The organism is [Clostridium] aerotolerans DSM 5434, from assembly GCF_000687555.1.
Taxonomy (GTDB): Bacteria; Bacillota; Clostridia; order Lachnospirales; family Lachnospiraceae; genus Lacrimispora; species Lacrimispora aerotolerans.
In genome coordinates this window covers 295448-314699 of sequence record NZ_JHWJ01000003.1, presented here as the reverse complement: position 1 = coordinate 314699, position 19252 = coordinate 295448, and the positions used below count along the sequence as shown (strand labels likewise).

General features: G+C 44.4%; 16 protein-coding genes. 15 read left to right on the top strand and 1 reads right to left on the bottom strand.

Annotated elements, in window-relative coordinates; genetic code table 11:
- Nucleotides 1–61 precede the first annotated feature (61 nt).
- Nucleotides 62–502, bottom strand: a complete 441-nt coding sequence (locus T546_RS0106470; RefSeq protein ID WP_024836337.1) for an RrF2 family transcriptional regulator — start codon at nt 500–502, stop codon at nt 62–64.
- A gap of 200 nt (nt 503–702) precedes the next feature.
- On the opposite strand from T546_RS0106470, the gene T546_RS0106465 reads away from it, so the two are divergent.
- The 15 genes from T546_RS0106465 to gltB all read left to right on the top strand — a co-directional run bounded on the left by T546_RS0106465 (nt 703) and on the right by gltB (nt 19252).
- Nucleotides 703–2043, top strand: coding sequence for an MATE family efflux transporter (locus T546_RS0106465; protein ID WP_034598210.1), 1341 nt, complete (start codon nt 703–705; stop codon nt 2041–2043).
- 2 nt (nt 2044–2045) lie between these two features.
- Nucleotides 2046–3956 (top strand): NAD(+) synthase, encoded by a 1911-nt coding sequence (locus T546_RS0106460; RefSeq protein ID WP_026890918.1) that lies wholly within the window; start codon nt 2046–2048, stop codon nt 3954–3956.
- A gap of 13 nt (nt 3957–3969) precedes the next feature.
- On the top strand, nt 3970–4749 hold the full coding sequence (locus T546_RS0106455; protein ID WP_026890917.1) for a TrmH family RNA methyltransferase: 780 nt from the start codon (nt 3970–3972) through the stop codon (nt 4747–4749).
- A 115-nt stretch (nt 4750–4864) separates the two neighbouring features.
- On the top strand, nt 4865–5305 hold the full coding sequence (locus tag T546_RS0106450; RefSeq protein ID WP_026890916.1) for an NfeD family protein: 441 nt from the start codon (nt 4865–4867) through the stop codon (nt 5303–5305).
- A gap of 2 nt (nt 5306–5307) precedes the next feature.
- A complete protein-coding gene (locus tag T546_RS0106445; RefSeq protein ID WP_026890915.1) occupies nt 5308–6237 on the top strand; it encodes an SPFH domain-containing protein in 930 nt (309 codons plus the stop codon).
- 82 nt (nt 6238–6319) lie between these two features.
- Nucleotides 6320–7477, top strand: a complete 1158-nt coding sequence (locus T546_RS0106440) for a patatin-like phospholipase family protein (RefSeq protein ID WP_026890914.1) — start codon at nt 6320–6322, stop codon at nt 7475–7477.
- 85 nt (nt 7478–7562) lie between these two features.
- Entirely contained in the window at nt 7563–8498 is a 936-nt protein-coding gene (argF, locus tag T546_RS0106435) for an ornithine carbamoyltransferase (protein ID WP_026890913.1), read from the top strand.
- Between the two features lies 1 nt (nt 8499).
- Entirely contained in the window at nt 8500–8808 is a 309-nt protein-coding gene (locus T546_RS0106430; RefSeq protein WP_034598059.1) for a DUF6637 family protein, read from the top strand.
- Between the two features lie 5 nt (nt 8809–8813).
- Entirely contained in the window at nt 8814–9791 is a 978-nt protein-coding gene (locus T546_RS0106425) for a biotin--[acetyl-CoA-carboxylase] ligase (RefSeq protein ID WP_026890912.1), read from the top strand.
- A gap of 2 nt (nt 9792–9793) precedes the next feature.
- A complete protein-coding gene (mutY, locus tag T546_RS0106420) occupies nt 9794–10888 on the top strand; it encodes an A/G-specific adenine glycosylase (RefSeq protein ID WP_330371879.1) in 1095 nt (364 codons plus the stop codon).
- A gap of 5 nt (nt 10889–10893) precedes the next feature.
- A complete protein-coding gene (locus T546_RS0106415; RefSeq protein WP_026890910.1) occupies nt 10894–11796 on the top strand; it encodes a diacylglycerol/lipid kinase family protein in 903 nt (300 codons plus the stop codon).
- A gap of 104 nt (nt 11797–11900) precedes the next feature.
- On the top strand, nt 11901–13043 hold the full coding sequence (gene rpoD / locus T546_RS0106410) for an RNA polymerase sigma factor RpoD (protein WP_024836325.1): 1143 nt from the start codon (nt 11901–11903) through the stop codon (nt 13041–13043).
- Nucleotides 13044–13125: 82 nt separating this feature from the next.
- Nucleotides 13126–13743 carry an epoxyqueuosine reductase QueH gene (locus T546_RS0106405; protein WP_026890909.1) on the top strand — a complete coding sequence of 206 codons (618 nt, stop codon included), beginning with the start codon at nt 13126–13128 and terminating at the stop codon, nt 13741–13743.
- Nucleotides 13744–13854: 111 nt separating this feature from the next.
- Nucleotides 13855–14121 (top strand): HPr family phosphocarrier protein, encoded by a 267-nt coding sequence (locus T546_RS0106400; RefSeq protein WP_026890908.1) that lies wholly within the window; start codon nt 13855–13857, stop codon nt 14119–14121.
- A gap of 571 nt (nt 14122–14692) precedes the next feature.
- Nucleotides 14693–19252 (top strand): glutamate synthase large subunit, encoded by a 4560-nt coding sequence (gltB, locus tag T546_RS0106395; RefSeq protein WP_026890907.1) that lies wholly within the window; start codon nt 14693–14695, stop codon nt 19250–19252.

Genomic DNA, 19252 nt, shown 5'->3' with positions numbered 1-19252 from the left:
TGATTGGCTTTAAAGGCCGCTCAAGGCGCATTTCCATGCTAAAGTATGGGTATTACGGATACTATATCTCATAATGATGATATTCACGGTCCAATCTTCTTTGTTCTTCCACCAGGTCGGCAAGGGTAATATTGTCGATGACACCGGAGATTGCGTCGTCCAGCTTCTTCCATACCATAAGGCTTGCACAGATATCTGCACGATGGCAGTGGTTTACCTCATCCTCCATACAGGCCACTGGGACTAAACTGCCCTCAGCAAGCCGAAGAATCATGCCAACGGTATATTCCGAAGGATCCTTAGTGAGAAAATACCCTCCCTTGGCACCTCTGCGGCTTTTCACGAGACCGGCCCGGCTTAGGATGGTTACAATCTGTTCTAGGTACTTGTCCGAAATTTCCTGGCGCTGAGCCACCTGATTAATCTTTGTGCATTCGTTGGGATGAAGTGCAAATTCAAGCATCATACGAAGCGCATAACGCCCCTTGGTAGAAAATGTCATTGCTAAAAAACTCCTTCCTAATTAATCTTATCTGTTTAGTAGGATATTAGTGTATTTTACACGAAATACCAGAAAAAGTAAACCTTAAATTCTCCGGCTTCCCAATTTGGTAAAATGGATGTATACTAATACACATTGGGAGGACTGGAGAAGAGCAGGAGGATCATGTGAGTAAAAAACAAAGAGCAGATCATGTAATTATGACCGAAGGTGTTATTTGGAAACAGCTACTTGCTTTTTCCATGCCGCTTCTCATCGGAAACCTATTTCAACAGCTTTACAACACCGCGGATTCCATCGTTGTAGGAAATTTCGTGGGCAGTGAAGCCCTGGCTGCCGTAGGTTCCAGCAATTCCCTGATCAATTTAATCATTGGTATGTCAATGGGAATCGGTACGGGAGCGGGAGTTATCATATCCCAGTATTACGGAGCAAAGGATGAGGAAAAGCTTTATGATGCCGTCCATACATCCATTGCCTTAAGCCTGTTAGGAGGCGTCCTTTTGACAATCCTTGGCGTTATTTTGTCCCCGGTTCTTTTGATCTGGATGGGGACACCTGCTGAGGTCTTGCCTGGCGCAATCTCCTTTTTGAGAATTTTCTTTCTGGGCTCCATTTTTAATCTGTTGTATAATATGGGGGCAGGAATCCTTAGGGCGGTGGGAGATTCCAAACGGCCTCTTTATTATCTTTGCGTTTCCTCTGTAGTGAATATTGTACTGGATCTTGTGTTTGTGGTTCTCTTTCAAATGGGAACGGCAGGCGCTGGATTTGCAACGGTTATCGCTCAGGCAGTCTCTTCTGTGCTGGTAGTGATGGCACTGATGAAAACAAAGGAAAGCCATCGGCTTATCTTATCAAAGATCCGAATCGATAAGAAGATGATGAACAGAATCTTAAAGCTTGGAATCCCAAGCGGCATTCAGCAGTCCATTATTTCTCTGTCAAACGTTGTGGTCCAGGCCAATGTAAACAGCTACGGAGCTGCTGCTATGGCTGGATTTGGTGCTTACTCGAAAATCGATGGTTTCGCCATGCTGCCCCTTCAAAGCTTCTGTCTGGCAGCAACCACCTTTACCGGTCAGAACATCGGTGCGGGTAAATGGAAACGGGTGAAACAGGGAATATTACAGGGAATCATCATAAGCATGATATACACGCTGCTTATTTCCGTTGTACTGTTTTTAGACGCCGAGCGTATTCTTTCCATATTCTCGCCGGATAAAGAAGTCATTGCTTATGGAAATGCCACTATGCTGATTCTTCTCCCATTTTACTGGACTCTTGCCATTCATCAGATATTAATGGGCAGCATCAGAGGCAGTGGGCGAACCATAGTTTCCATGCTGATCGGCGTTGGAAACATGTGTATTCTTCGAATGATATACATTAATCTGTTGGTCCCATTTTTCCCCAGTTTTGAAGCAGTGATGTGGTGTTATCCTATCACATGGATAACAACGACGATTATGGATATTATTTACGCCTTAAAGACAAAATGGATACCTAAAGACATTGATAAAAAGATAGGAGATAAATAAGGATGAAACATGGATATATCCGGGTTGCGGCAGCGACCCCTGACGTAAAAGTGGCAGATCCGGAATTTAACCGGGAAAAAATCTGCGAGCTTATTAAAGAAGCAATTAGAAACCATGTAAAAATTATCGTGTTCCCTGAACTTTGTCTTACTTCCTATACCTGCGGAGATCTTTTTGGGCAGGATGCTCTGCTGCACAAAGCAAAAAAGGAACTGAAAGAGATTTTAAAGGCCACCAAGGGCCATGACATCCTTGTTTTCCTCGGCATGCCATGGGAGAACCTTGGAAAGCTTTATAATACAGCCGTAGCGGTACAGGACGGGAAGATTCTTGGAATTGTTCCAAAAAAGAATCTCCCTAACTACTCTGAATTCTATGAACTCCGCTATTTTGAATCAGGCAATGAAATTCCTGTTTTCACCAAATGGGAAGGACAGGATATCCCTATGGGAACTAACTTAATCTTTGCCTGTGAGGACATTCCAGGCCTTATGATAGCGGCCGAGGTCTGCGAGGATGCCTGGGTTCCAAACCCGCCTTCCATCCGCCACGCACTGGCAGGTGCTACAGTCATTGTAAACTGTTCTGCCAGCGATGAAACAACAGGGAAGGATATATATAGAAGAAGCCTGATAACAGGCCATTCTGCCTGCCTTGTGTGCGGCTACATCTATTCCAATGCAGGAGAAGGGGAATCTACGCAGGATCTCGTGTTTGGCGGCCAGAATCTCATTGCGGAAAATGGAACGCTGCTGGCAGAATCCAAACGGTTTGGCAACGAGACCGTATATGGAGACATGGATTTAGAGCGCATCAATCATGAGAGACGGCGGATGACAACATTTCCTCCTGCGGACAGAAACGATTACACCGTCATTTCCTTCCGCATGAAAAAAGAAGAGCTTCATCTAAAACGCCATATTGATCCAAGGCCCTTTGTCCCGGATAATGAAGCGGAGAGAAGTAGACGCTGTGAAGAAATCATTGCCATTCAGGCTATGGGGCTAAAAAAGAGACTTTCTCATACTGGATGCCGCAATGCGGTCATCGGTATTTCCGGAGGTCTGGATTCTACCCTTGCCCTTCTTATCACAGCAAGAGCCTTTGATATGCTTGAGATACCCAGAAATCAGATTCATGCGGTGACCATGCCCTGCTTTGGAACTACGGACAGAACGTATCAGAATGCCTGTCAGCTGACAAAAGAACTGGGGGCTGAGCTCACTGAGGTCAATATAAAAGAAGCGGTTACCATTCATTTCAGGGATATTGGACACGATCCTGACGTTCATGATGTGACGTACGAAAACTCCCAGGCCAGGGAGAGAACACAGATCCTTATGGACATGGCTAACCAGTTCAATGGTCTGGTAGTCGGAACGGGAGATATGTCTGAGCTGGCCTTGGGCTGGGCCACCTATAACGGTGACCATATGTCCATGTATGGCGTCAATGCGTCGGTACCAAAGACTTTGGTGCGCCATCTGGTGCGGTATTATGCAGATACCTGCGAGGAAGAGACCTTAAAAGAGGTACTGTTAGATGTCCTTGATACCCCGGTCAGTCCTGAGCTTCTGCCGCCAAAAGACGGAGAAATCGCCCAGAAAACAGAGGACCTTGTAGGGCCTTACGAGCTTCACGATTTCTTCCTGTACCAGATTCTAAGGTTTGGCTACCATCCGGAAAAAATCTATCGGATGGCAGTTTACGCATTTCAGGGCCAGTACGAGGACGAGATTATTTTAAAATGGCTCAAGGTCTTTTACAAACGATTCTTTAGCCAGCAGTTCAAGCGCTCCTGTATGCCGGATGGTCCAAAGGTTGGATCTGTAGCGGTATCACCAAGGGGAGATTTAAGAATGCCAAGCGATGCAGTAAGTCGTCTGTGGCTGGAAGAATTGGATCATTTATAGAAAGAGGTATGTTATGATTACCAGCAGTGCCAATGCAAAAGTAAAACAGGTAATGAATCTGGCAAAAAAAGCGAAGGCAAGGAAGCTTTCGGGACTTTTTGTAGCGGAAGGCTTACGGATGTTTCGGGAGATTCCAAGAGACAGAATTGACAGCGTTTATGTATCCGAAAGCTTTATAAAGGATGAATCCCGCCGGAAGCTGGTAGAAGGACTTCCCTTTGAAACGGTAGCGGACGATGTATTTTCTGTTATGTCTGATACCCAGACGCCTCAAGGCATTTTAGCTCTTGTCCGTCAGTATTCCTATGAAGTTGGGGATCTGCAATCCGTCACTTCTCCTGCATTCCTTATGATACTTGAAAATATTCAGGATCCTGGAAACTTAGGCACCATAATAAGGGCAGGAGAAGGTGCAGGGATCACCGGCATTATTATGGATGATACCACGGCAGATATCTACAATCCAAAGGTGATCCGTTCTACTATGGGTTCTGTCTGCCGGGTGCCGTTTCTCTACACCAGTGACCTTCCCGGCACGTTAAAGAATTTAAAAGCCCAGGGAGTAAGACTTTATGCAGCTCATCTGGAAGGCAGGAATAATTATGAAAAAGAGGATTATACTGTTGATACAGGCTTTTTAATTGGAAATGAAGGGAACGGCCTTACAGATGAAATCACCGCTATGGCAGACGCCCTGGTAAGGATTCCTATGATGGGACGTGTGGAATCCTTAAATGCAGCAGTCGCTGCATCTGTACTTATGTTCGAGGCCGCAAGACAGCGAAGACAATAAGCGTCAGAAAAATGTAAGGCTTTTATTGGCGTAAATATTGAGAAATATTGAAACATATAGTATGATAGTGACACAGACAGATTTGCCGTAACCGGCAGGGAAGGGGAATGATAATATGGAAGCGATCTATTGGTTGATTGCCTTCGTGGTGCTTTTAGGAATAGAAGCAGTTACCATGGCTCTTACCACCATCTGGTTTGCAGGGGGAGCATTGATTGCATTTTTGCTGGCCTTATTCGGTGTGAACGTACAGGTACAGCTGGCAGCATTTGTAATCGTGTCCTTTGTTCTTTTGTTTTTCACCAGACCATTTGCACTCCGGTATGTAAACAAAAACACCGTAAAGACGAATATTGACAGCCTTATCGGTAAGCATGCAAGAGTCACAGCCGAAATCAATAACGTGGAGGCAAAAGGGGCTGTTTTACTTAACGGTCAGGAATGGACTGCAAGGGCGCTTAAGGATGATAGTATTTATCCTGTAGGCACAATGGTGGAAGTAAAGGATATCCGAGGTGTTAAGTTGATTGTAAGTAAGGAAGAGGAGGAAACATAAGTATGTTGGGTTTTGCGTTAGTAATTATTGTGCTGATTATTATTCTGGTATTACTGGCCTCATGTGTGCGTATCGTGCCACAGGCTCAGGCTTTAGTTGTAGAACGTTTGGGAGCATTTTTAGAGACATGGTCAGTAGGTGTGCACATTAAGCTGCCAATCATTGACCGCGTAGCAAAGCGTGTGAATTTAAAGGAGCAGGTAGCTGATTTCCCACCGCAGCCTGTAATCACAAAGGATAATGTTACCATGAGAATTGATACGGTAGTATTCTTCCAGATTACAGATCCTAAGCTTTATGCTTATGGTGTGGAAAATCCTATTATGGCCATTGAAAATCTGACAGCTACCACCCTTCGTAATATCATTGGTGATTTAGAGCTTGACCAGACTCTGACTTCCAGAGAAACCATCAATGCAAAGATGAGAGAAACCCTTGATATTGCTACTGACCCCTGGGGTATTAAAGTAAACCGTGTAGAGCTTAAGAACATCATGCCTCCGGCTGCCATTCAGGATGCCATGGAAAAGCAGATGAAGGCAGAGCGTGAGCGTCGTGAAGCGATCTTAAGAGCAGAAGGTGAAAAGAAATCTACTGTCTTAGTTGCAGAGGGTAATAAGGAATCTTCGATTCTCTATGCTGAGGCTGAAAAGCAGGCAGCAATTTTGAAAGCAGAAGCGGAAAGAGAAAAGAGGGTTCGTGAAGCAGAGGGTGAGGCAGAAGCAATCTTAAAAGTACAGCAAGCCACTGCAGACGGTATCCGCATGATCAAAGAAGCAGGAGCTGACCGGTCTGTTCTTGTGTTAAAGAGCCTGGAGGCATTTAAGGCAGCTGCTGACGGAAAGGCAACGAAAATCATTATCCCGTCTGAGATTCAGGGATTGGCAGGACTTGTTTCTTCCATTACAGAGATTCCTAAGGATATGGAATAATTGGATTTTTAGACTACCGCAGCAGGGGGCGTAATGCTTCTTGCTGCGTTTTTCAGTCACAGGAAGGTTTTAAGGAGGTCTTATGGAACTGAAACTGGATTTGGATAAGGAGTATGGACTTGTACTGGAAGGCGGCGGCGCTAAGGGTGCTTATCAGATTGGAGCCTGGAAGGCACTGAAAGAAGCCGGAGTAAAGATAAAAGGTATCGCAGGGGTATCCGTAGGCGCATTAAATGGCGCACTGATTTGTATGGATAACCTAGAGCGTGCGGAAGAGATCTGGAAGAACATTGATTATTCCAAGGTCATGGCAGTCAGCGACGATACCATAAAAGCACTAAAGAACAAGAATTTCAAATCATTAGGTCTCTCCGAACTGATCAACAGCGGACTGCAGTTTTTTAAGGACGGAGGATTTGATGTTACACCTTTAAAGAATCTGATTTCAGAGGTAGTAGGAGACGAGGGGGAGATCCGCAACTCCTGCAGAGAGCTTTTTGCGGTGACTTATTCGGTATCAGACAGAAAAGAGCTGGCTGTCGATGTCAGGACCAGCGAGATTGGCACGGTAAAGGATATGCTGCTTGCCAGCGCCAATTTTCTTGCCTTTAAAAATGAGAAGCTGAATGGAAAGAAATATATAGATGGCGGCGGCTTTAACAATGTTCCAATCAACGTTCTTTTGGATCATGGATATCAGAACATTATTGTCATCCGTATCTATGGCTGGGGCTTTGATAAGGAACGGGTGGTCAAAATACCGGAAAATGTAACCGTGGCCCACATCGCTCCCAGGCAGGACTTAGGAGGAATCCTTGAGTTTGATAAACGGCTTGCCAGAAAAAACATGACATTAGGTTATTATGACGCCCAGAGACTTTTGTACGGGCTTTGCGGCAAGGTCTATTACATTGACGCACCTAATTCAGAGCCTTATTATTTTGACCGTATGATGTCTGAGCTGGAGCTGTTAAAATACTATATTAAGGATATTGTGACCGAAGAGGGGCTGGAAACCTTAACCGGATACAGAGCTTTTACAGAGAAGCTGTTTCCCAAGCTGGCAGCTGATTTTAAACTGAAAACGGATTGGGATTATAAGGACATGTACCTTGCACTTTTAGAGGACATGGCCAGACGGCTGAAGGTAAAACGGTTCCAGATCTATACCGTGGAAAGCCTTTTTGATGAAATAAAAAGAAAAATAAAACTCCAGGAAGAACAAAATCCCATTTTATAACCTCTTTTATAAAAAGATGTTGCATGTTTATGCATAATATACTATAATGATGTATAAAAATACAACATATCACGGAGGAAGCGCTATGAACTTAAAGGGAAGAAGTTTTATCACATTAAAAGATTATACACCGGAGGAGATCGCATATTTATTGGATCTGTCAGCGGATTTAAAGGCAAAAAAGAAGCAGGGCATCACAGGAAGCTCCTTAAAAGGAAAGAACATTGCTTTGATCTTTGAAAAGCCCTCTACCCGCACCAGATGTTCCTTTGTAGTGGCTGCCGTTGATGAAGGTGCCCATCCGGAATATTTAGGTAAGGATGATATCCAGCTCGGACATAAGGAAAGTGTGGAGGATACAGCAAGAGTCCTTGGACGGATTTTTGACGGCATTGAGTTTCGTGGATTTAAGCATAAAACAGTAGAAGATCTGGCTAAATATGCAGGCGTACCTGTTTGGAACGGACTGACAGATGATGATCATCCGACCCAGATACTTGCAGATCTTCTCACCATGAAAGAACATTTTGGATATTTAAAAGGCCTTCATTTTGTATATGCAGGTGATGGACGTAATAATATGGCAAACAGTCTGATGATAGGAATGAGTAAGATGGGAGTTCATTTTACCATCCTTGCACCGAAAAGTCTGTGGCCAGAGGAAGAACTGGTGGAGCTGTGCCAGGGATATGCAAAGGAAAGCGGAAGCACGATCACCATAACAGAGGATTGTGCCGCTGCAAAAGATGGAGACGTTATTTACACGGATGTGTGGTGCTCTATGGGAGAAGAAGATAAGGCAGCCGAGAGAATTGCCATTTTAAAGCCTTATCAGGTAAACCAGGAACTTATGAAACAAACAGGCAAGGATACTACCATCTTTATGCACTGCCTGCCGGCTGTCAAGGGATATGAAGTGACAGAGGATGTATTTGAATCCGGCGCATCGGTAGTATTTGACGAAGCAGAAAATAGAATGCATACCATTAAGGCGGTTATGGTTGCAACCTTAGGAGAGTAAGATGTATATACAGGAACGAGGAAGAAACTTAAGAAATGCCTCCATGATCGTGGATCTTGTCCACATTGTAGTTGGTATCCTGATTGTAGTGCTGTCAGTTATTTCATTTTTAAACCCAGAAGAACATATGGTATTGCTGCCGGTCATCTTTTTTCTTGCCGGAGCGCTTAACCTCATTCATGGAATCTACAAGATTCGGTTAAGCGGCAGAGAGAAAAAGAAAAAAGCAGCGGCCATTGCAGCAACTCTTTTCGGAGTTTGCCTTTTTGCTCTTTCCGTTGTCAGTGCAGTAAGTATATGGCGGGGGTGAGGAGTTTGAAAACAGAAATATTAAAACTTCTGAAGGAAAGTGAAGGCTATCTTTCAGGACAGGAGCTTTGCGAACGCTTTGGTGTTTCCAGAACAGCCATATGGAAAGTGATCCGTCAGCTGGAGGAAGAAGGCTATAAAATTGAAGCGGTTCGAAATAAAGGGTACCATTTCATCGATTCCTGTGATATAATGACGAAAACGGAGATTGAAAGTTGTATCCGGGGGAAATTTGGCAGAGTGGTGGAATACCACGATGCCATTGATTCCACCAATATAAGAGCCAAGCGTCTGGCTGAGGAAGGCGCGCAGTCCGGAACGCTTGTGGTTTCGGACTGTCAGATAGCAGGAAGAGGCAGAAGAGGAAGGGAATGGGTTTCTCCTTCTGGAACCAATGTGTTTATGAGCTTGATCCTAAGACCAGACATTCTGCCGGGATCTGCTTCCATGCTTACTTTGGTGGCTGCTTTGGCGGTTCATGAAGGAATCAGACAAGAGACCGGATTGGAAGCTTTCATCAAATGGCCCAATGATATTGTTGCCAACGGGAAAAAGCTGTGCGGAATTCTGACCGAGATGAGTGCAGAGCTGGAAGGAATCCATTACGTGGTAGCAGGCATTGGCATTAATGTAAATATGGAGGAATTTCCCCAGGAGGTTTCTTCTATGGCAACTTCTCTATATCTGGAAACTGGAAAAAAGGTGAGAAGAAGTTCTCTGATCGCCTCCGTTTTAGAAGCTTTTGAACGGTATTATGAAGAATTTATCAGCCAGGGTGATTTATCCGGGCTGATAAGTGTCTATAATAGCTGTATGATCAATGCAGGCAAAGAGGTAAAGATTCTGGATCATGCCGGTGATTATACTGGAAAAGCTTTGGGAATTAACGAGAAGGGAGAGCTTCTTGTTGAAATGCAGTCAGGAGAGGTAAAACATGTGATCTCCGGTGAAGTATCTGTCCGGGGACTCTATGGATATGTATAGAAATGAAGCAATCGCTATATGACAAGCTGCAGACCCTGGAACCACAGGGTGTTGCACTAGATGATCAAAACCGTTTAAAAGCAATGGAACGTCCCCTTCTTTCCTGGTATGAGGAACATCGAAGGATTCTTCCCTGGAGGGAAGACCCGAGGCCCTATCGGGTGTGGATTTCCGAAATTATGCTGCAGCAGACCCGGGTGGAGGCGGTAAAGCCTTACTTCGCCCGTTTTATGGAAGCGCTTCCGCACATTGGCGATCTTTCAGAGGTTTCGGAGGACGAACTTTTAAAGCTGTGGGAAGGCCTTGGCTATTACAGCAGGGCGAAGAATTTAAAGAAAGCAGCCAGGCTTCTCGTAGAACAGTATGGGGGAGAACTCCCTGCCTCCTATGAGGAGCTAAAAAAGCTTCCTGGAATCGGATCCTATACAGCTGGAGCCATTGCCTCCATAGCCTTTGGAATTCCGGTTCCTGCTGTGGATGGGAATGTGCTTCGGGTGATTTCTAGGGTCACAGGAAGCAGGGAAGATATTCTAAAGCAGTCAGTTAAGTCTGGCATAGAAGAAAAACTAAAAGCAGTAATGCCAAAGGAGGCAGCCAGTTCTTATAATCAGGGCCTGATTGAGATCGGTGCAGTGGTCTGCATTCCCAATGGCGCTCCTCTTTGTGACCGGTGTCCTTTAAGCTCACTTTGCGTTGCAAGAGAGAAGGATCTAACTGGAGTGATACCAGTGAAGACACCGAAGAAGCCAAGGAAATCTGAGGATAAAACTGTTATGCTGCTGTGGCTAAAAGGCCGGGTTGCCATAAGGAAACGAGAGGGAACCGGGCTTTTGGCTTCTCTGTATGAATTCCCTAATGCAGAGGGTCACCTTGATGAAGCTCAGCTTCTTTCCTTTTTGCAAGTAAAGGAAGGGAACATTGAAGAGCTTCCTCCTTCCAGACATATATTCAGCCACGTGGAATGGAATATGACGGCATACCGTGTTGAGTTAGAAGAAATGCCGGGCGGTGACTATTTATGGGTCACTCCGGAAGAAATCAAAAAAACTTATTCTCTGCCAGGTGCTTTTAAGGCGTATACAAAGTTGGTCAGGTGATTATAATGAAAAAGATGCTTTTTATATTTAATCCGCGATCCGGCAAGGCGCAGATCAAAAACAAGTTAATGGAAATTCTTGATATCTTTACGAAAGCAGGGTATGAGCTTCATGTGCATGTGACCCAGGGGCCGAAAGATGCCTCCGAGGCGGCAGCTGCCTTTGGAGAATCAATGGATCTGGTGGTTTGCAGCGGAGGGGATGGCACTTTAAATGAGACCATCAACGGACTGATGAGGCTTGATAAAATCCCAAGGCTTGGTTATATTCCTGCTGGTTCCACCAATGATTTTGCTTCCAGTCTTAAGATATCAAAGAATATGATAACGGCTGCCAGAACGGTTGTATCAGGTGTACCTTACCCCATTGATATTGGCTGCTTCTGCAGGGACAGGCACTTTGTATACATCGCAGCCTTCGGAGCGTTTACTGAAGTTGCTTATTTAACGCCTCAGGATTTTAAAAATGTTCTGGGACATCAGGCATATATCATGGAGGGGATGAAAAGCCTTGCTTCCATCAAGTCTTATGTACTTCGTGTCGAATGCGATTCTGTTGTTTTAGAAGGGAATTTTATCTTCGGCATGATCACCAACACCATAAGCGTTGGAGGCTTTAAAGGGCTGGTCACCCAGGATGTTGCTTTAAATGACGGAGAGTTTGAGGTCCTCCTGATCCGAACTCCCAAAACACCTCTTGACTTTACCAATATCATTAATTATATGTTTCTCAAAGAAGAACCTAACGAATACGTCCACAAGCTACGGACTAGTTGCATCAAGATATTCCCTGAAGAGCCCATCGACTGGGTCCTTGATGGTGAGTTTGGAGGATCCAGAAGGGAAGTTGAAATTTTTAATTTGAAGAAACAAATCCGGATTTTGAGAAATCCGCAAAAAAAGCAATAATTCTGCTTTTACAAAAGAAATATGTTGAAATATGAAGCATGGTAGTATATAATGAAATGTTGTGTGGGCTTTATGTATACTTCTTAGCGAAAGGACGTTATTAAGTGGAAAAGGAAAATTTTTTAGAGAAGCTGGGTAAGCTTGTCGATCTTGCAAAAACAAAGCAGAATGCTTTGGACGTAACGGAGATTAATAACTTCTTCATAGGAGAAGAGTTGACTGCAGAGCAGATGGATCAGATTTATACGTACCTGGAGAACCGCGGCGTTGACGTGGTCCCGGTCATTGACGATTCCGTTTTGGCTGATGATGTGCTCATGTCAGAAGATCTTCTTTTAGACGATGATATTGATGATGGCTTCATAAAGGACATCGATGAAGAAGATATCGATCTTGACGCTATTGATTTGCTTGAAGGCATCGGCACAGAGGACCCTGTCCGCATGTATTTAAAGGAAATCGGTACAGTACCACTTTTAAACGCAGAGGAAGAACTGCGCCTTGCTAAGAGAAAAGCAGATGGCGACGATGACGCCAAAGAACGTTTAATCGAAGCAAATTTACGTCTTGTGGTCAGTATTGCAAAACGCTATACCGGCCGCGGAATGAGTTTTCTTGATTTGGTTCAGGAAGGAAACCTGGGTCTTATTAAGGGCGTTGAAAAGTTTGACTATACCAAAGGTTATAAATTAAGTACATATGCTACTTGGTGGATACGTCAGTCTGTGACCCGAGCGCTTGCAGACCAGGCAAGAACGATCCGTGTGCCTGTGCATATGGTTGAGACCATTAATAAAATGTCCAAGATGCAGAGAAAACTTACTCTGGAACTGGGATATGAACCATCGGTGGCTGAACTTGCGGAAGCTTTGGACATGACTGAGGACAAGGTCATGGAGATCATGCAGATCGCCAGAGAACCTGCTTCCCTGGAAACACCAATTGGTGAAGAGGACGATTCAAACCTTGGGGATTTTGTAGCGGACAACAATGTGGTAACTCCGGAAGGCAACGTAGAATCCGTGATGTTAAGAGAACATATCGATGCCCTTCTCGGCGATTTGAAAGAGAGAGAGCGTCAGGTTATTGTGCTTCGTTTTGGTCTGGAAGACGGCCATCCACGTACATTGGAAGAAGTGGGAAAAGAATTTAATGTTACCCGAGAGCGTATCAGGCAGATTGAGGCAAAGGCACTTAGAAAGTTAAGGAATCCTGTACGCAGCAAGCGTATCCGGGACTTCTTATAAGAAGCAAAAGGCGTAGCAGAAAGATTCTACGCCTTTTTTGCATTTTTTCGTACATTGTTTTCGTATGGCGAAGGGAGACATCATGAACCGTAGAAATTATCAGAAGGAACTTGATCAGATCATTGCGGGACTGGAAGAGGAAAAGAAAGTTCCAAGACTTTTGATACACAGCTGCTGTGCACCCTGCAGCAGTTATGTACTGGAATATTTATCCCAGTATTTTGCTATAACGATTTATTTTTATAATCCCAATATTTACCCACCGGAGGAATATGGCAGGCGGGTAGAGGAACAGGAGCGTCTTGTTGCCGGTATGGACTTTATACACCCGGTAACAATCGTAAATGGCGCCTATGAGCCTCAGGAGTTCTACCAGATCATAAAGGGCTATGAGAAGGAGCCAGAGGGTGGAGAGCGGTGTTTTCGCTGCTATGAGCTGCGCCTCCAGGAGGCGGCTAAAATCGCTCAGGCAGAGCACTTTGATTACTTCACTACCACGCTGTCCATCAGCCCTTTAAAGAATGCAGATAAGTTAAATGAAATTGGTGAAAAGCTTGCGAGGGAATACCGGGTTCCTTACCTTCCTTCCGACTTTAAAAAGAAGAATGGTTATAAACGTTCGGTGGAATTGTCAAAGGAACACGGGCTGTACCGCCAGGATTACTGCGGCTGCATATTTTCCCAGCGAAAGGAAGATTGACCGCCTTGCAAAATAAAAAAGACATGCCGGGTTTGGCTTGACACAAACTTGATATTGTAATAAAATTAACAGCAAGGAGTATATAAAATTGAGGATAAAGGAGAGAACGAAATGTTATCTAAAACACTGACTGTAATAAATCCATCCGGACTTCACTTAAGACCAGCAGGAGTTCTGTCTCAGACAGCTATGAAGTTTAAATCTGATATAATTGTTGAGTATGGCGAGAAGAGAATTGTTGCAAAGAGCGTATTAAACGTTATGGCAGCAGGAATTAAAAGTGGTGCTGAAATCACTTTAATCTGTGATGGCGAAGATGAAGCAGCAGCTATGCAGACTATGACTGAGGCAATTGAAAGCGGCCTTGGCGAGATGTAATCGTATCGTTTGGTTTATTAAGAAACGGGCAAAAGCTCTGGGAAGATATTCCCAGGGCTTTTTTTACGTATTCTAGAATTACGCCCTGCTACATAAAAAAGCTCTGCCGGGCAGGATATGCATGATGGGCAATGAGATAAAATGCTTTATTAAATAAAGTATCTCCTCCGCAGGCGGCATATAAAATGCCGCCGGTTGTAAAGTACCGCCATACATTGCTCGTACTTGCGTAAATAGGGAACAGATGGGGGGTAGATTGTCCTGTTTCATGGCTTTGGCTATAAAAAAATAAAGGCTCTCTTAAACTTGGAAAGTTATAGCTTAATTTAATTAGGAATTTTAGCCATTTTCTTCTGTGGAGGCCTTAATTGCACTTGTATAAGGATTAATAATAGGATACAAATATAAATAAACTGACATAATTTTTTGTAAATACCAAAATGTCTAATTATCTGACAATTAGCAAATAAAACACATTTACAAAGTGATAAAAATGTAGTATTATCAACTAAAATTACTGTAACACTGTAACACTCGAAAGCAAAACTGGCAGTTGGGAAAGGATGAGATTATGGATAAGAGTTTATACTCCCCAAACAAAATAGTGACTCCGGGACTTTATGATTCCCGTTTTGAGCATGATAACTGCGGTATTGGTGCTGTTGCCAATATGAAAGGTGAAAAGACCCACAAGACCGTTGAACAGGCACTACATATCGTCGAAAATCTGGAACACAGAGCAGGTAAGGATGCAGAAGGAAAGACTGGCGACGGTGTTGGAATCATGCTTCAGATCTCCCATAAGTTTTTTAAGAAAGCAGCTAAGACCCTGGGAATTGAAATCGGAGAAGAAAGAGAATACGGAATTGGTATGTTCTTCTTTCCTCAGGATGAACTCGCCAGAAATCAGGCCAAGAAGATGTTCGAGATTATTGTGGAGAAGGAAGGGCTTCAGTTCTTAGGCTGGAGAGAAGTACCGACTCATCCGGAACTCATTGGAAAGAAGGCTGTCGATTGCATGCCTTACTTTGCTCAGGGCTTCGTAAAAAAACCTTCTGATGTAAATAAAGGACTGGATTTTGACCGGAAGCTCTATGTGTCCAGAAGAGTTTTTGAGCAGAGCAATGATAACACTTATGTGGTTTCCTTGAGCAGCAGAACCATCGTTTATAAAGGTATGTTCCTGGTAAAAGAGCTTAGAAAGTTCTTTCAGGATCTTCAGGATAAGGATTATGAATCAGCAATCGCTGTGGTTCATTCCCGTTTCAGTACGAACACCAACCCCAGCTGGATGAGAGCTCATCCCAACCGTCTGATCGTACACAACGGCGAGATTAACACCATTCGCGGAAATGTAGATAAGATGATGGCCAGAGAAGAAAATATGGAATCAGAGTACTTTCAGAACGACATGCATAAAGTACTTCCTATTATTAATCAGGAAGGCTCCGATTCTGCCATGCTTGATAATGCACTGGAATTTATGACCATGAGCGGAATGGATCTTCCCCTCGCTGTTATGGTGACAATTCCGGCGCCATGGGAGCATGATAAGTCCATGCCTCAGGAAATCAAGGATTTCTACCGTTACTACGCTACCATGATGGAGCCTTGGGACGGTCCTGCTTCCATCGTCTTTAGTGATGGTGATCTTTTAGGAGCTGTCCTTGACCGTAACGGTCTGCGTCCTTCCAGATATTACATCACGGATGACGATCATATGATTCTGGCCTCTGAGGTTGGTGCCATTGATATTGACCAGAGCCGTGTGGTGAGAAAGGAACGTCTTCGTCCTGGTAAAATGCTTTTGATTGATACGGTGAAAGGCTGTCTCATTACAGATGAACAGTTAAAAGAATATTATGCAACCCGTAAGCCTTATGGGGAATGGCTGGATTCCAATCTCATCGAGCTTAAGAATCTTCAGATCCCTAATAAGGGAGTTCCTGTATTGAGCCGGGATGAACGGGCCAAAATGCAGAAGACCTATGGCTACACCTATGAAGAGTATAAGACCATGATTCTCCCTATGGCCTTAAATGGAGCGGAAGCAGTTTCTGCTATGGGTACAGACAGTCCTCTGGCGGTGCTCAGCAAAAAACATCAGCCTTTATATAATTACTTTAAGCAGCTGTTTGCTCAGGTTACAAATCCTCCGATTGACTCCATTCGTGAAGAGATTGTTACCTCCACTACGGTTTACGTAGGAGAGGAAGGCAACATTCTGGAAGAAAAAGCAGAAAACTGCAAGATACTTAAGGTGAGCAATCCGATTCTGACCTGCACCGATCTATTAAAGATCAAGCATATGAAGAAGCCTGGCTTTAAGGTAGAAGTGATCCCGATCACATATTATAAGAACACTTCATTAGAAAAGGCCATTGACAGACTGTTTCTGGAAGCGGACCGGGCCCATAGGGATGGGGCAAATATCATCATCTTGTCTGACCGTGATATTGACGAGAACCATGTACCGATTCCTTCCCTGCTGGCGGTTTCTGCGCTGCAGCAGCATTTGGTGAAAACAAAAAAGAGAACCTCCGTGGCCTTAATTTTAGAAAGCGGAGAGCCAAGAGAAGTCCATCATTTTGCGACCCTCCTTGGCTATGGAGCCTGTGCCATCAATCCATATCTGGCTCAGGAATCCATTCATTATCTCATTGAAAGCGGAATGCTTGATAAAGATTATTATGCAGCTGTGGAAGATTACAATTCAGCCGTTCTTCACGGAATTGTCAAGATCGCATCCAAAATGGGAATCTCCACCATACAGTCTTATCAGGGAGCCCAGATCTTTGAAGCGGTTGGTATTTCAAAGAATGTGATCGATAAATACTTTACAGATACCGTAAGCCGTGTGGAGGGAATCACTCTGGAAGACATTGCAGATGATGTAGATGATCTTCATTCAGCAGCCTTTGATCCCTTAGGACTTGATGTGGATCTCACCCTTGACAGTGTGGGAAGCCATAAGGAGAGAGCGGGACAGGAGGAGCATTTATATAATCCTCTCACCATACATCTTCTTCAGGAAGCTACCAGGACAGGAAGCTATGAAACATTTAAGGAATACACCCATGCTCTTACAGATGAAGGCCAGATGGTGAATTTAAGAAGTCTTTTGGATCTTGATTATTCCAAGTCAAAAGAAATTCCGCTGGCAGAAGTAGAGAGTGAGGACTCCATTGTAAAACGGTTTAAGACAGGTGCTATGTCTTACGGCTCCATTTCTCAGGAGGCACATGAGACTCTGGCCATCGCCATGAACCGCATTCACGGAAAATCCAACAGTGGTGAGGGCGGAGAGAGCCTTGAGCGGTTAAATCCAGGCGTTGATGGCGTAAACCGCTGTTCTGCAATCAAGCAGGTAGCCTCCGGTCGTTTTGGTGTTACCTCAAGATATTTGGTAAGTGCAAAAGAAATCCAGATTAAGATGGCCCAAGGTGCGAAACCAGGCGAGGGCGGACAGCTTCCGGGACAGAAGGTATATCCCTGGGTTGCAAAGACAAGACATTCCACAACCGGTGTGGGACTGATCTCCCCGCCTCCTCACCATGACATTTACTCCATTGAGGATTTGGCGCAGCTGATCTATGACCTTAAAAACTCCAATACCGAAGCAAGAATCTCAGTTAAGCTTGTTTCAGAAGCAGGAGTCGGTACGGTTGCTGCTGGTGTTGCCAAGGCAGGTGCCCAGGTAATTCTTATCTCAGGCTTTGACGGAGGAACGGGAGCAGCTCCAAGAAACTCCATTTACAATGCAGGACTTCCATGGGAGCTTGGTGTGGCTGAGGCTCATCAGACCCTGATTATGAACGGGCTTCGTGATAAAGTAATTCTGGAGACAGACGGAAAGCTGATGACCGGCCGTGATGTTGCCATTGCGTGTATGTTAGGCGCGGAAGAATTTGGATTTGCAACAGCGCCCCTTGTGACCCTTGGCTGCGTTATGATGAGAGTCTGCAATCTGGATACCTGCCCGGTAGGGGTTGCTACCCAGAATCCGGAACTTCGCAAGCGGTTTAAAGGGAAGCCGGAGTATGTCGTTAACTTCATGTATTTTATAGCCAAAGAGCTGAGAGAGTATATGGCAAAGCTTGGCGTTCGTACAGTAGATGAACTGGTAGGAAGAACGGATCTTTTAAAGAAAAAAGAAGCTCTCCCATCAGAGCGTGCCCGCAAGGTGGATTTGAGTGCTATTTTAGGTAATCCATATGCAGACCAGAAGCGCGCAGCTTACAGCAGTAAGCAAATCTATGACTTTGAACTGGATAAGACCATGGATGAAAAGACCATCTTAAAGAAATTAAAGCAGGCACTTTTAGCGGGTCAGAAAAAGGGACTTCAAATTGATGTTTCCAATACAGACCGTGCCCTTGGTACTATCTTTGGTTCAGAAATCACCAGACTGTATCCGGAGGGGCTGGCAGAAGACACCTTTACCATTAACTGTACCGGCAGCGGCGGACAGAGCTTTGGAGCATTCATACCAAAGGGTCTGACCCTGGAGCTGATAGGTGACAGCAACGATTATTTCGGTAAGGGACTTTCCGGCGGTAAGCTGGTGGTGTATCCTCCTCAAGGCGTAAAGTTTAAAGCAGAGGACAATATCGTAATCGGTAATGTGGCACTTTATGGAGCGACCAGCGGCAAAGCCTTTATCTGCGGTGTGGCAGGAGAGAGATTCTGTGTCCGTAACTCTGGTGCAACAGCCGTAGTAGAGGGCGTAGGCGACCATGGCTGTGAATATATGACAGGCGGCCGCGTTGTGGTCCTTGGCTCTACCGGAAAGAACTTTGCAGCAGGTATGAGCGGTGGAATTGCTTATGTTCTGGATGAAAAGACAGATCTTTATAAGAGACTTAACAAGGAAATGGTTTCCTTTGAAGAGGTTACAAATAAATATGATGTTCTGGAACTGAAAGAGATGATCAAGGAGCACGTGGCTTACACCAATTCCGCAAAAGGAAAAGAAATCCTTGATAATTTTGGAGAGTATCTGCCTAAATTCAAAAAGATCATGCCTCATGATTTCAGACGCATGATGAATACCATCGTTCAGATGGAAGAAAAAGGTTTAAGCAGTGAACAGGCACAGATTGAAGCATTTTATGCCAATTCAAAAGGATGA